The sequence below is a fragment of the Paenibacillus dendritiformis genome, from assembly GCF_021654795.1.
Lineage (GTDB): Bacteria > Bacillota > Bacilli > Paenibacillales > Paenibacillaceae > Paenibacillus_B.
Genome location: NZ_AP025344.1, coordinates 3669423 through 3682587, shown reverse-complemented (window position 1 = coordinate 3682587; position 13165 = coordinate 3669423). Strand labels below are relative to the sequence as shown.

Sequence of the window (13165 nt, the reverse complement as noted above, 5' to 3'; positions counted from 1 at the left end):
ACGGTGCCAATCGTTTCAGAAGGACGAGAGGCGGACGAAAGCCTCTTGTCCGTCGGAACATTTTGAGGAGGGGATATCATTGGAAAAAGTGGACATCTTTAAGGACATTGCCGAGCGTACCGGCGGGGATATTTACCTCGGGGTCGTCGGTGCGGTCCGCACGGGGAAATCGACTTTTATCAAACGCTTCATGGAGACGGTCGTTCTCCCGAATATTACAAATGAATCCGACCGCATTCGTGCCGTCGACGAACTTCCGCAGAGCGCTGCGGGCAAGACCATCATGACGACGGAGCCGAAGTTCGTCCCGAACAATGCGGTTCAGATTAAGGTGGCGGAAGGACTGGAAGTGAACGTCCGCCTGGTGGATTGCGTCGGTTACGCCGTGGAAGGCGCCAAAGGCTATGAAGACGAGAACGGGCCGCGGATGATCAATACACCTTGGTTCGAGGATCCGATTCCGTTCCAGGAAGCGGCGGAGATTGGCACGCGGAAGGTGATTCAGGAGCATTCCACCCTCGGCGTCGTCGTCACGACCGATGGTTCGATCGCCGAGATTCCGCGCCATTCGTATGTCGACTCCGAAGAACGGGTCATCAACGAATTGAAGGAAGTCGGCAAGCCGTTCGTGCTCGTCATCAACTCGACGCGTCCGAAGAGTGATGAAACCATTGCACTGCGCAACGAGCTGCAGGAGAAATATGACATCCCGGTCATGGCCCTCAGCGTCGCTACGATGAGCGAAGATGACGTGATGGGCGTGCTGCGGGAAGTATTGTACGAATTCCCGGTTCATGAAGTCAATGTCAATCTGCCGAGCTGGGTCATGGTGCTTCATGACAACCATTGGCTGCGCACCAGCTATGAGAACTCGGTTCGCGATACAGTGAAAGATATCCGCCGTCTGCGCGATGTCGACCGCGTCGTGCAGCAGTTCATGGACTATGAATTCATCGCCCGCGCCGGACTTAGCGGGATGGATATGGGGCAAGGCGTTGCCGAAATCGACTTGTACGCGCCGGATGAACTGTATGATCAGATTTTGATGGAGGTCGTCGGCGTTGAAATACGGGGCAAGGATCATTTGCTTCAGCTGATGCAGGAATTCTCCCATGCGAAGCGGGAATATGACCGGTTCGCCGATGCGCTGGAGATGGTGAAGACGACGGGCTACGGCATCGCGGCTCCGACGTTAAGCGAGATGGCTCTCGACGAGCCAGAGCTTATCCGTCAAGGATCGCGCTTCGGCGTGAGGCTGAAAGCGACGGCCCCGTCCATTCATATGATCCGGGTCGATGTCGAATCCGAATTCGCGCCGATTATCGGCACGGAGAAGCAGAGCGAGGAATTGATGCGTTATCTGATGCAGGACTTCGAGAACGACCCGACGAAGATCTGGGAATCCGATATCTTCGGCCGTTCCCTCCATTCCATCGTAAGGGAAGGCATTCAGGGCAAGATCGCGATGATGCCGGACAATGCCCGCTACAAGCTGCAGGAGACGCTGGGCCGCATCATCAACGAAGGGTCGGGCGGCCTGATTGCCATCATCCTGTGACAGGACGTTCATACCGGATACGGAGCATAGCTCAGGCGCTCCTTGTTCTCTCGGGAACAGGGGGCGGATTGAGCTATTTTTGTTTGTTTCGCGGCGCAGCGCCGATTTTACCCCCTTGCATTTGTGATAGCGGTATATTACTATAAATTTGTTCCTCGACCATGAAAGACGGCAGAGCCAAGCTATATCTGACGTTTTTAGGGTTGATGATGTATATTTTCATAGGAAACAGTGAAAAAAAGGGATAACAGGACATATTTCATCGGGAGGTGAACTGACAATGAACAAATCCGAATTGATTACCGAGGTTGCAGAGTCCACGGAATTGTCCAAGAAAGACGTGACGAAAGTGGTAGACGCCGTCTTCGAAGCGATTTCCAACGCACTGCAGAACGGTGACAAGGTCCAATTGGTAGGCTTCGGCAACTTCGAGGTGCGCGAGCGTTCCGCCCGCAAAGGCCGGAACCCGCAAACGGGCGAAGAAATCGAAATTCCTGCGAGCAAGATCCCTGCGTTCAAACCGGGTAAAGCACTTAAAGACGGCATCAAATAAGTGAACTTACATACTCTAGTGACCATGGGGAACGCGAGCTCAGTGAAGCCGCGACGGGATTCCGTCGCGGCTTTCTCTTGTCCGGGAGCCGTGTCTATCCGTTCGTGACGGGCTATGGGCAAGCGGCCCAACCATGTTATAATAGCGAGAGAAGAGGAGGGAGTTCTGTTGGAGAACCAGACCGACTATATCGTGATCAAGGCGAAGGATCAAGGCGTTCAAGTATTCGGACTGACCCGGGGCCAAGATACCCGCTTCCATCATATCGAGAAGCTGGATAAGAATGAAGTGCTGATTGCCCAGTTCACCGAACATACGTCTGCGGTCAAGGTGCGCGGCAAGGCCGTCATCCTGACGAAGCATGGCGAGGTCCATACCGATACGGATTAAGGCGAGCTGCTCCGCCATGCTGCGGGGCGGTTTTTTTGCGGCGCCCGGCAAGGCTGCCGCGGTTGATCTGCTTCGGAATTGCTGTCATACCCCGCACAATTTCACTGTATGATGAGGTATGGACATCCTCTTCTGGGTCGAGACTGGAAATAGGGCTTCAAGCGGATGTCTCCAACATGTACAGTAGGGGAGCGGGTATGATGAACCGGGTTCAACGCTGGGGGCCGGCGATGCTGACGGCGATGGCGACCATCCTGCTGACGGCGGGGCTTGGCTGGCTGTCCGCCGCTCATCGTGCGGACGGGAACGCGCCGCGGGAGGCGGCTGCCGTAACGGCATCGCCGCAGACGATCTCCGTCACCGATGCGCGGCTGGTCGACTACTTATCGGATATTCCGCTGCAGCTCAGACTGAGCCGTGCGGCATGGAATGGAGACGGGCTGACGATTGACATGAAGGTCGCCTCCACCATCGCGAGGCCGGATGCGATCTATCATGATATATACGAGATGCTGCAGTACAGCTTTACCCGAACGGATAATGTGAACCGGCTGCTGCTGCGGATCGTCATACAGGACGAGCGCTTGAAGAAAAATTATGTCCTGCTGTCGCTGGACGCGCGCAAGCAGGAAGCCGCGCCGGAACGGTTGAAGGCGATTCGCGAGGGCATCGTCACGCCCGATACGGAACAGGCGCTTCGCTTTATTTATACGCCGCTATGGGAGCGGACTTTTCCCGGAGACAGATAGAAGGGATGATCGGCCCGGCGGGAAAGCAAGAAAATATGCCCGTTCATATGGAACCTATGATATAATGATTTAGATTGCGACATCCCGCCAGGATGACTAACCGCTTATTGTCGGAGGACTCATAATGGAAGTAAACCACATTTCGCAATTGGCAAAACGGTACGTAGAACATGACATGATACAGGCGTACACTGACCTGCCTGCGTTCCCACACACGCGGGTGGAGCTGATGTTCGCCTTTTTAAACCGCAGCAAGAAGGGTGCGGAGCATAGCGAGCTGATTGCGCTGGTGACCTCGCTCGTGCAAGTCGGTCTTGACACCCACGACATGATTGAAATGGCGACCAAGGAGGAGAGCGACCGCAATCTGCGTTCCCGTCAGCTTAAGGTGCTGGCGGGCGATTATTTCAGCAGCCGCTTCTATCATCTGCTCGCCCAGGCCGGACAGATCGATGCGATCCGGGCGCTGAGCCAGGCGGTCTGCGCCGTCAATCAGCTCAAGATGTCCACGCTAGACAAGATGAAGCAGTGGGCGATGACGGCGGAGGAATATTTGCGCGCTTGCGTGTCCCTGCGCAAGACGCTGTTCCAGTCTTTCAACCATCGTATGGCTGCCCAGGACGTAGGAGTATGGGAGCAGCTGCTCGACCAAGTCGCCGAACTCGAAGTGATGAAGCAGGAACAGGAACGCTCCGAGCAGTTCCAGCGCTTCGAAGGCAGTTGGTCTTATTGGCATGTATGGCAGCAAGGCACGGAAGAAGAGAGAAGGAAGATGAAGCAGCGCGCCTACGACACCGCGTTTTGGAACGCGATGATGGCGAAGTATGAAGCGAGACAGCAGTTGGCGCACCAGATTCGGGTCATTCAGGACAAGCTGCAGACCATCACGTCCGCGATGTCGCTGGACGCCGTGACGACAGGACGGGTCGTCCAATTGCTCAGCCCGCTCGTGCTGCCGTCTTCTCCGACCAATGCTGCGGCTCAACGCAGTTAACATACCGGATTGAGGTGAAGGGCAAGGTGACGCATAACATGGAGACTCACTCGCCAAAGACGGGGAAGTCCAAGGAAGAATATGTGCATGATGTGTTCGAGAACATTGCTCATAAGTACGATATCATGAACGATATAATGAGCTTTCGGCGCCATAAAGCGTGGCGGAATTATACGATGCGCCGGATGAATGTTCAGCCCGGGGAGACCGCGCTCGACTTGTGCTGCGGGACATGCGACTGGACGATCCAGCTCGCGCAGGCCAGCCGCACGGGACAGATGATCGGTCTGGACTTCAGTCCGAAGATGCTGTCCGTCGGGCAGCGCAAGATAGAAAAATTGGGCTTGCAGGATCAAATCCGGCTTGTGGAAGGCAATGCGATGGATCTCCCGTTCCCGGACAACAGCTTCGATTATGTGACGATCGGCTTCGGGCTCCGCAATGTCCCCGACTATGATCAGGTGATTCGGGAGATGCGGAGAGTGGTCAAGCCCGGGGGGCGTGTCGTCTGCCTGGAGCTGAGCAAGCCGACCTGGCAGCCGTTCAAAGGGCTGTACTATTTTTATTTCGAACGGCTCCTTCCGCTGCAGGGGAAATTGATTGCCAAGCGCTACGAGCAGTACAAATGGCTGCCGGAATCATTGGCATCGTTCCCGGGCCGCCAGGAACTGGCCGACATGTTCCGCGCCGCCGGCCTGGAGCAGGTGGAAGCGAAGGCGCTGACTGGAGGAATTGCCGCGCTGCACATCGGCACGAAGGGGAATGGACATGTTTAAAAAAGTGCGTATTTTCCTGGAAATGATAAAAATCGAACATACGTTATTCGCGCTGCCGTTTGCGTTCATGGGCGCCATCCTCGGTTCCATGGTTATGGATAACCGCTTCCCTACGCTGGCCGAATGGGGTTGGATTCTGATGGCCATGGTCGGAGCGCGAAGCGCGGCGATGGCGTTGAACCGGCTCATCGACGCCGCCATCGACGCCAAAAATCCGCGCACGGCTAACCGCGCCATTCCGGCGGGCCTGCTTAAGGCGGGGGAAGTGATACTATTCACGGCCGTATCGTTCGGATTGCTGTTCTGGGCAGCCGCCAATTTGCAGCCGCTGGCTGTTTATTTATTGCCGATTGCCGTCTTTATGCTTGTCTTTTATTCATTCACGAAGCGGTTTACATGGCTGTGCCACTTTATTCTTGGCTTGACGATCGCTCTCGCTCCGCTAGGGGGCTGGGTTGCGGTCACGAATGAGGTGAACTGGACTTCTATTATTTTTTATTTGACCGTGGCTTGCTGGACGACGGGCTTTGATATCATCTATGCTTGCCAGGATTACGAATTCGATCGCAAGGAAGGCTTGAAATCGATTCCCGCCCGGTTCGGCATTGCGAAGGCATTGTGGATAGCGCGCGGGTTTCACATTGTGACGGCGATGGGGTTCCTGCTGCTGCTGTTCCTCACGCAGTTGAGCTGGTGGTATATTATCGGCACGATCATCGCCTCCGGCTTGCTCATTTATGAGCATATGCTGGTCAAGCCGTATGATTTGAGCCGGACGAACACCGCATTCTTCACGCTGAACGGCATTTTGAGCATTGTCGTATTCGCCTTCACCTTGCTGGATTTGGCGGTGAGCTCATGACAGCGGAGAACAAACGTTATGTCGTCGGCATTACCGGAGCGAGCGGAGCGATTTACGGCATCCGGCTCGCGGAATGCCTGCTGCAAGCGGGATGCATCGTGCATCTGCTCGTCTCCGATGCCGGGTGGCGGGTGCTCAAGGAAGAGCTGGGTTGGGAAGCGACCCGGCGCCAGGAGGCGATCGGGCGGGCGTTCGGCGAGCAAGCCGGACGCATCGTGTACCATCCGATCCAGGATATCGGGGCCAGCATCGCCAGCGGCTCCTACCGTGTCCAAGGCATGATCATCATGCCTTGCTCCATGGGGACGCTGTCCTCCTTGGCCCACGGCTCCTCGGACAACCTGATGGGGCGGGCTGCCGACGTGATGATGAAGGAAGGGCGCCCGCTCATCGTCGTGCCGCGCGAGACGCCGGTGCATGCGATCCATCTGGAAAACATGCTCAAGCTGGCGCATATGGGCGTGCGCATCGTGCCGGCGATGCCGGCGTTCTATTATCATCCGAAGACGTTGGACGACATCGTGAACTTCCTGGTCGGCAAGGTACTGGATACGCTCGGCATCGAGCATCAATTGTTTAGAAGGTGGGGGGAACCAGATGGCACTGCAGCAAGACACGAACAATAACCCGTCCCATATTCGCATCGGCCGCATCGACTATACGAACGTATGGCCGATCTTTTATCATTTTCAACCGAAGAATACCCGGGCCGTGTTGGATATGATCCCGGCCGTTCCTGCCGGGCTGAATCAAGCGATGCGGGAGGGCCGGATTGATATGGGTCCGATTTCGGCGTTTGCTTACGGGATTTCCTCGGAGCAGTACACGCTGTTTCCGAATTTGTCGGTGAGCGCGCACGGCCGCGTCAATTCCATTTTTCTCTTTTTGAAAAAGCCGCTGGAGGAAGCGCTCCGGGGCAAGATCGCATTAACGACAACGTCGGCTACGTCGACCAATCTATTCAAAATTATTGCCGCGAAGTTCTACCATGCCTGTCCGGACTACATTCCGATGGATCCGGATCTGGACGCGATGATGGCTGAAGCGGACGGCGCCGTACTGATCGGCGATCATGCCATCCGGGCTTCCTGGAATAACCCCGGATATGAAGTGATCGATCTCGGCGAGCTGTGGCGCCGATGGACAGGGCATTGGATGACCTTCGCCGTATGGGCGGTCAACCGGGACGTCATCCGCCAGCATGGGGACGATATCAAGATCATTATGGAAGCATTCGAAGCGAGCAAACGGAAGAGCCTTCTCGATCCGCGCCCGCTGGCACAGGAGGCCGTACGTACGATCGGCGGTACGGTTGACTATTGGATGAAGTATTTTACCAATTTGAATTACGATTTCGATCGTCCGCAGCAGGAAGGGCTTCAATGCTATTTCCAATATGCGTACGAGCTAGGGCTCATTGATCATGAAGTTCGGCTTGAACTCTGGTCGGAAAATACGGTTGGTTAGGTGAAGGCATGAAATTGTGGGACATTTACGCGACAATGAAGCAGGATGTATCGTATATCGAGGAGCAGCTGGAACGATCGATAGCGAACGATCACCGGACGCTGAATGACGCTTCGCTGCAGCTGCTTAAGGCAGGGGGCAAGCGCATCCGCCCGGTCTTCGTTCTCTTGGCCGGCAAATTCGGGACCTATGATCTGGAGAGACTCAAATATGTAGCCGTCCCTCTGGAGCTGATTCATATGGCTTCGCTCGTTCACGACGACGTGATCGACGATGCCGATACGCGGCGGGGACAGCTGACCGTCAAAGCCAAATGGGACAACCGGGTTGCCATGTATACCGGAGACTACATCTACGGGCAGGCGCTGGTGCTGGCCACCGAGCTGCAGGACCCGCAAATTCACCGCATTCTGTCGAAAGCGATGGTTCAAATGTGCATCGGGGAGATGGAACAGATTCGGGATTTCTTCAATACGTCCCAATCCGAGCGGCAGTACCTGCTGCGGATCCGGCGGAAGACCGCGCTTCTGATCGCGATCAGCTGCCAGCTGGGGGCTATCGCTGCCGGCGCATCGGCCGCCATCGGGCGCCAGTTATACCGCTTCGGCTACAATGTCGGGATGGCGTTCCAGATTCGCGATGACGTGCTTGATTTGACCGGCACCGAAGCGCAATTGGGGAAGCCTCCGGGCAATGACATCCGGCAGGGCAATTTGACGCTGCCTGTCATTTATGCGTTGGAAGAGGCCGGACTGCGGCAGGCGCTGCTCCGGGACATTGAACGCATCCGGCGCATGAACGGAAATACGGATGTGTCTTCGATCTTACATATGATACGGGAGAGTTCGGGGATCCGGCGCGCGGAACAGCTCGCCGAACGCTATATCAAGAAAGCGGTTCATGCCCTGGAACAGCTGCCAGATATCCGCGCGCGCAAAAACCTGCGGGATATCGCCTATTTTATTGCCAATCGATCCCATTGATCCGGATATAAAAAGTCAAGGTGCGAAATGATGAAATATTTGGTATACTTGGTTCGCTGGACTACTTTCACAATAAATTGAGGAGTGAACCTATGGAACGCACATTCATCATGGTCAAACCTGACGGCGTGCAAAGAGGACTCATCGGGGAAATCGTAAGCCGCTTTGAACGCAAAGGATGGAAGCTTGTATCCGGGAAATTAATGATGATTACGCGCGAACAAGCGGAACGCCATTATGCAGAGCATGCAGAAAAGCCGTTTTTTGGCGAATTGGTTGATTTCATTACTTCCGGTCCCGTGTTCGCCATGATCTGGGAAGGTGATGAGATTATCAGCTTGTCGCGCTTGATGATTGGCAAGACGAAGGTAGGAGAGGCGCAGCCGGGAACGATTCGCGGCGACTATGCTTCCCACACCCCGCTCAATCTGGTGCACGGGTCCGATTCGCAAGAAAGCGCTGCCAGAGAGATCGCGAATCTGTTCGCCGACAGCGACATTCTCAGCTACGATCGCGCGGTAGAGTGCTGGATCTGATGATAGCCCGCAAGTTGAAGGTTCTCCTGCATTACCGGCCTAATAATTGTTGAAAGAGCTTACATAAAGCAGGAAAAACATCGCAACACGGCGAATAGGAAACTGTTCAGCCGTGTTCTTTGCTGTTGTGAAGAACGGCTCCCATGATGAAGTGGTGGAGAGTGAATGATGATGCATGAATCGAAGCGGCAGCCTGCCCTATCGTCCTATCCTTTCGGTCAAGCGACAGCCGAAAGCGGAGCCTCTTCCGCAGCTGCGGGACATGAGGATGAGGATTACCGGCATTTCGTGACGGAGATCAAGCGCCTGACAGGCATTGATCTGCTGCAGTACAAGGAAGCGCAAATGAAGCGGCGGTTGACGACGCTGCGCATGAAGAACGGGTACACAACCTTCCGCAGTTTTTTCGAAGCGATCCGGCAGAACCCGGGCTTGCTGGATGAATTTTTGGACCGGATGACGATTAATGTCTCCGAATTCTGGCGCAATCCGAACCGGTGGGTCACGCTGAGAGACAGCGTGCTTCCGGCGTTGGCTGCCAATGCGAAGCAGCTGCGCTGCTGGAGCGCTGCCTGCTCTACCGGCGAGGAACCGTACACCCTGGCCATGATATTAAATGAGTCTGGCCTGCTGCAGCGCTCCCAGATTACCGCTACCGATATTGACGAGAACGTCTTGATGAAGGCGAAGGAAGCGTGCTACGTGGAGCGTTCGCTCAAGGATGTCCCGGATGCGTACCGGCAGAAATATTTTCAGCAGGCGCCGGAAGGATACCGGATTGTCGAGTCGTTGAAGAGCGCGATACGGTTCCGGAAGCAGAATCTGCTGGAGGACGCGTTCGACTCTTCGCATGATCTGATCATTTGCCGCAATGTCATGATATATTTCACGGAGGAAGCCAAATTCCAATTGTACCGCAAATTCGCCGATGCGCTAAAGCCAGGCGGGGTTCTATTCGTGGGAAGCACGGAACAGATCTTCAATCCGAGCCAATACGGCTTGGACACGATAGAGACGTTCTTTTACCGGAAAATGGCATCTAGCGTATAATCCGTTTCCCTTCTTCCGATACTAGACTTACGCAGAAGGGGATGAACACCCTCAAGGATGACGACGAGGACGGAGGGACGTGCAACGATCATGGACAAGAGGACGGTCATCGCGGCTTACCACCGAGGAGAATTAACGATACATGAATGCGCCCAAATTATCGGAGTGGAAGCGACCTTGAAAAACTGGCTGCCCCTGTTGGCGGAAGAGGGACGGGCGGGAACGGCTCCCGGGGAGCTGCGGGCGGCTGCGAAGCGCGCATCCGTATGGAGATAGCGGGGGGATGATCCGCTCCCGTTCCCTTCCCATGGAATCCGCTGCCGAGGGGCGGCGCGAGTTACCGATGCGGACAGGTCATGACACGCTCCGGCGGCAAACGCCCCGGAGCGTGTTTTTGTTTTCTTGTCAAACGTTGCCTCCTATACTATAATGAGCAAAAGAGTTAAGGATTTTAGCCATTTACAGCAATACAGCTTAAAGGGGGAGCAACGGTGAGTCTACGTTATTTGACAGCAGGAGAGACCCACGGACCGCAATTGACCGCTATCGTTGAAGGGATGCCCAGCAACCTGGCGATTGACTTTGAACAGCTGAACTTTCAGCTTCAGCGCCGCCAGAAAGGGTACGGCCGCGGACGGCGGATGCAGATTGAGACGGATACGGCCGCAATCGTCGGCGGGGTGCGTCATGGTTATACGACCGGAGCTCCTATCGCATTGGTAGTCGAGAATAAGGATTGGAAGCATTGGCGGAATATTATGAATGTCGAGCCGATCGAAGGCTCCGACGAAGAAAAGCGCCGGGTCCATCGTCCCCGTCCGGGACATGCCGATCTGAACGGCGGCTTGAAGTATCAATTGACCGATCTGCGCAACGTGCTGGAGCGCTCCAGCGCTCGAGAGACCGCGGCCCGCGTCGCGGTAGGCGCGGTCGCCCGTCAGCTGCTGGAAGCGTTCGGCATCAAAATAGGTGGACAGGTTATCCGTATCGGGGAGATCGAGGCGCCGCCGCATTCTCTCCCGCTGGATGAGATGATCGAGCGGACCGAGCAATCTTCGGTTCGGGTCGTTGATCCCGCAACCGAGAAGGCGATGGAGGCCTATATCGATAAAATCAAGGCAGAGGGCGATTCGATCGGCGGCATCGTGGAATGCGTCGTCGAAGGCGTTCCTGTCGGATTGGGAAGCCATGTGCAATATGATCGGAAGCTGGACGGGCGCATCGCGCAGGCAGTGATGTCCATCAACGCGTTCAAAGGCGTCGAGATCGGCATCGGCTTCGAAGCCGGCCGCCTGCGCGGGTCGCAGGTCCACGACGAGATTCTCTATGACGAAGAGAAGGGCTATACGCGCGCTTCCAACCGCCTCGGCGGCTTCGAGGGCGGCATGACGAACGGAATGCCGATCGTCGTTCGCGGCGTGATGAAGCCGATTCCGACGCTGTATAAGCCGCTTCGCAGCGTGGATATCGACACGAAGGAGGCCTTTACGGCTCAAGTGGAGCGATCCGACGCATGTGCCGTGCCTGCGGCCAGCGTCGTCTTGGAGCATGTCGTCGCATGGGAAGTCGCGAAGGCGTTCCTGGAGAAATTCGGCGGAGATTCGATGGAGGAGATTCGCGCCAACTACGAGCAATACTTGCAGCAAGTGGCCCGGTACTAGGAGGGAGCGTCATGGAGAACAAGGAAGCGATGCAAGCCGTCGAGCTGAGAGTCGATCTTGGCGAACGCTCTTACCCGATCTGGATCGGGAGCGGACTGCTGGACCGGCTTGGCGAGGCGAGCCGGCAGGCGGATATTCCTGCGGGAAGCCCGATTCTCGTGATCACCGATGAGCATGTGGGCCGCCGTTATCTGAACCGGGCCGAGCAATCGCTGCACGCGGCCGGTTACCGTACCGCGGCGCTTACTGTGCCGCCAGGGGAACAATCCAAATCGCTGGCCGTCTTCGAGGACTGCATCCGGGCCGCGCTGGAGGCGGGCTGCGATCGGATGTCGACGGTCGTGGCGCTGGGCGGCGGCGTCGTCGGCGACCTGGCCGGCTTCGTGGCGGCCTCGTATATGCGCGGCGTCCGCTTCATTCAGGTGCCGACCACGATTCTGGCCCATGACAGCAGCGTCGGGGGCAAGGTTGCGGTGAATCATCCGCTGGCCAAAAACATCATCGGCGCCTTCCATCAACCCGAGTTCGTGCTCTATGACACAGCCACCCTGCAATCGCTGCCTGATCGGGATGTTCGTTCCGGTCTGGCGGAGATGGTGAAGCACGGCTTGATCTGGGACGCCGGCTTCGTCGATTGGTGCGAAGCGAATGCCGCGAAGCTGCTGGCCAAGGATGAGGAAGCGCTGGCCTATGGGTTGGCGCAAGGCTGCGCCGTCAAGACCGCCGTCGTATCCCGGGACGAGCGCGAGAACGGGCTCCGGGCGATTCTGAATCTGGGCCATACGATCGGCCATGCCCTGGAGGCGGTGGCCGGCTATGGCGAACTGCTGCATGGCGAAGCGATCGCGATCGGAATGGTAGGTTCGGCTCGTCTGGCAGAGCGGATCGGGGCGGCGGCGGATGTCGCGGCGCGGACGGAAGCGTTGATGCGCCAGTTCGGCCTGCCAGTATCGATTCCGGCCGGCTATTCGACCGAGGCGATTCTGGATGCGATGATGCATGACAAGAAGTTCAAGGAGGGCCGGACGGTATTTGTGCTCCCGACCGCTATCGGCAAGGTGGAGATCCGGCGCGATGTGCCGGTCGAACTGGTGCGGAACATCATCGAAGAGTTGAAAGGGGAGACGAATTAAGCATGTATGCAAGGGGAATACGCGGAGCGACCACCGTCCAGCGCAATGATGCGGATGAAATACGGCGCGAGACGACCGTCCTGCTTGAACATATCGTGGCCGAGAATCAGATCGTTCCGGAGGACATCGTCAGCATATGGATTACGATGACCCAGGATCTGAACGCTTCCTTCCCGGCACAGGCCATTCGCGCGATGCCGGGCTGGGAATGGGTGCCGTTAATGTGCGCCGTGGAGGTGCCCGTCGCAGGCAGCCTGCCGCTGTGCATCCGCCTGATGGTGACCGTCAATACAGACAAATCGCAGCGGGAAATGCGCCACGTGTACTTGAACGAGGCTTCCCAGCTGCGCCCGGACTTGGCTACTTCATAGCGGAGAAGCGTCCCCGGATATAAGCGTTCCCGTGCGGAAGAAAGAAACGGAGATGCCGTGCTTCCGTTCGGGTGTTGACGCA

16 protein-coding genes are annotated in these 13165 nt (G+C 56.5%); all 16 read left to right on the top strand.

The window, feature by feature from the left end; genetic code table 11:
• The first annotated feature begins 79 nt into the window (after nucleotides 1–79).
• Nucleotides 80–1558, top strand: a complete 1479-nt coding sequence (gene spoIVA / locus L6439_RS16260; RefSeq protein ID WP_168181471.1) for a stage IV sporulation protein A — start codon at nucleotides 80–82, stop codon at nucleotides 1556–1558.
• A gap of 280 nt (nucleotides 1559–1838) precedes the next feature.
• Nucleotides 1839–2111, top strand: a complete 273-nt coding sequence (locus tag L6439_RS16255; protein WP_006678894.1) for an HU family DNA-binding protein — start codon at nucleotides 1839–1841, stop codon at nucleotides 2109–2111.
• Between the two features lie 168 nt (nucleotides 2112–2279).
• Entirely contained in the window at nucleotides 2280–2501 is a 222-nt protein-coding gene (gene mtrB, locus L6439_RS16250; protein WP_168181472.1) for a trp RNA-binding attenuation protein MtrB, read from the top strand.
• 197 nt (nucleotides 2502–2698) lie between these two features.
• Nucleotides 2699–3250 (top strand): ATPase, encoded by a 552-nt coding sequence (locus L6439_RS16245; RefSeq protein WP_237096502.1) that lies wholly within the window; start codon nucleotides 2699–2701, stop codon nucleotides 3248–3250.
• Nucleotides 3251–3374: 124 nt separating this feature from the next.
• Nucleotides 3375–4244 (top strand): heptaprenyl diphosphate synthase component 1, encoded by an 870-nt coding sequence (locus tag L6439_RS16240; RefSeq protein ID WP_168181474.1) that lies wholly within the window; start codon nucleotides 3375–3377, stop codon nucleotides 4242–4244.
• Between the two features lie 38 nt (nucleotides 4245–4282).
• Nucleotides 4283–5020, top strand: coding sequence for a demethylmenaquinone methyltransferase (locus L6439_RS16235; RefSeq protein ID WP_210429554.1), 738 nt, complete (start codon nucleotides 4283–4285; stop codon nucleotides 5018–5020).
• Nucleotides 5013–5882, top strand: a complete 870-nt coding sequence (locus tag L6439_RS16230; protein WP_168181476.1) for a UbiA-like polyprenyltransferase — start codon at nucleotides 5013–5015, stop codon at nucleotides 5880–5882. The genes L6439_RS16235 and L6439_RS16230 overlap by 8 nt, the downstream gene beginning before the upstream one ends.
• Complete coding sequence (locus tag L6439_RS16225; RefSeq protein WP_213468224.1) at nucleotides 5879–6508, top strand: UbiX family flavin prenyltransferase; 630 nt, start codon at nucleotides 5879–5881, stop codon at nucleotides 6506–6508. The genes L6439_RS16230 and L6439_RS16225 overlap by 4 nt, the downstream gene beginning before the upstream one ends.
• Nucleotides 6480–7349, top strand: a complete 870-nt coding sequence (locus L6439_RS16220; RefSeq protein ID WP_168181478.1) for a menaquinone biosynthesis protein — start codon at nucleotides 6480–6482, stop codon at nucleotides 7347–7349. Before L6439_RS16225 ends, L6439_RS16220 begins: the two co-directional genes overlap by 29 nt.
• Before the next feature lie 8 nt (nucleotides 7350–7357).
• Nucleotides 7358–8332, top strand: a complete 975-nt coding sequence (gene hepT / locus L6439_RS16215; RefSeq protein ID WP_213468225.1) for a heptaprenyl diphosphate synthase component II — start codon at nucleotides 7358–7360, stop codon at nucleotides 8330–8332.
• Between the two features lie 92 nt (nucleotides 8333–8424).
• Nucleotides 8425–8868, top strand: a complete 444-nt coding sequence (gene ndk, locus L6439_RS16210; RefSeq protein WP_168181480.1) for a nucleoside-diphosphate kinase — start codon at nucleotides 8425–8427, stop codon at nucleotides 8866–8868.
• A gap of 168 nt (nucleotides 8869–9036) precedes the next feature.
• A complete protein-coding gene (locus L6439_RS16205; protein ID WP_213468426.1) occupies nucleotides 9037–9918 on the top strand; it encodes a CheR family methyltransferase in 882 nt (293 codons plus the stop codon).
• Nucleotides 9919–10008: 90 nt separating this feature from the next.
• Entirely contained in the window at nucleotides 10009–10194 is a 186-nt protein-coding gene (locus L6439_RS16200) for a molecular chaperone (protein WP_213468226.1), read from the top strand.
• 215 nt (nucleotides 10195–10409) lie between these two features.
• Complete coding sequence (aroC, locus tag L6439_RS16195) at nucleotides 10410–11579, top strand: chorismate synthase (RefSeq protein WP_213468227.1); 1170 nt, start codon at nucleotides 10410–10412, stop codon at nucleotides 11577–11579.
• 11 nt (nucleotides 11580–11590) lie between these two features.
• On the top strand, nucleotides 11591–12712 hold the full coding sequence (aroB, locus tag L6439_RS16190) for a 3-dehydroquinate synthase (RefSeq protein ID WP_213468228.1): 1122 nt from the start codon (nucleotides 11591–11593) through the stop codon (nucleotides 12710–12712).
• A 2-nt stretch (nucleotides 12713–12714) separates the two neighbouring features.
• Nucleotides 12715–13083, top strand: coding sequence for a chorismate mutase (aroH, locus tag L6439_RS16185; RefSeq protein WP_168181484.1), 369 nt, complete (start codon nucleotides 12715–12717; stop codon nucleotides 13081–13083).
• Nucleotides 13084–13165: the final 82 nt, after the last annotated feature.

Excerpts from the sequence above, each read along its gene's own strand:
- L6439_RS16205 (WP_213468426.1), top strand. The coding sequence starts at position 9,037 with ATGATGCATGAATCGAAGCGGCAGCCTGCCCTATCGTCCTATCCTTTC.
- ndk (WP_168181480.1), top strand. The coding sequence starts at position 8,425 with ATGGAACGCACATTCATCATGGTCAAACCTGACGGCGTGCAAAGAGGA.
- hepT (WP_213468225.1), top strand. The coding sequence starts at position 7,358 with ATGAAATTGTGGGACATTTACGCGACAATGAAGCAGGATGTATCGTAT.
- L6439_RS16255 (WP_006678894.1), top strand. The coding sequence starts at position 1,839 with ATGAACAAATCCGAATTGATTACCGAGGTTGCAGAGTCCACGGAATTG.
- aroB (WP_213468228.1), top strand. The coding sequence starts at position 11,591 with ATGGAGAACAAGGAAGCGATGCAAGCCGTCGAGCTGAGAGTCGATCTT.
- L6439_RS16235 (WP_210429554.1), top strand. The coding sequence starts at position 4,283 with ATGGAGACTCACTCGCCAAAGACGGGGAAGTCCAAGGAAGAATATGTG.
- L6439_RS16240 (WP_168181474.1), top strand. The coding sequence starts at position 3,375 with ATGGAAGTAAACCACATTTCGCAATTGGCAAAACGGTACGTAGAACAT.
- L6439_RS16220 (WP_168181478.1), top strand. The coding sequence starts at position 6,480 with ATGGCACTGCAGCAAGACACGAACAATAACCCGTCCCATATTCGCATC.
- L6439_RS16200 (WP_213468226.1), top strand. The coding sequence starts at position 10,009 with ATGGACAAGAGGACGGTCATCGCGGCTTACCACCGAGGAGAATTAACG.
- L6439_RS16245 (WP_237096502.1), top strand. The coding sequence starts at position 2,699 with ATGATGAACCGGGTTCAACGCTGGGGGCCGGCGATGCTGACGGCGATG.
- aroH (WP_168181484.1), top strand. The coding sequence starts at position 12,715 with ATGTATGCAAGGGGAATACGCGGAGCGACCACCGTCCAGCGCAATGAT.
- L6439_RS16225 (WP_213468224.1), top strand. The coding sequence starts at position 5,879 with ATGACAGCGGAGAACAAACGTTATGTCGTCGGCATTACCGGAGCGAGC.
- L6439_RS16230 (WP_168181476.1), top strand. The coding sequence starts at position 5,013 with ATGTTTAAAAAAGTGCGTATTTTCCTGGAAATGATAAAAATCGAACAT.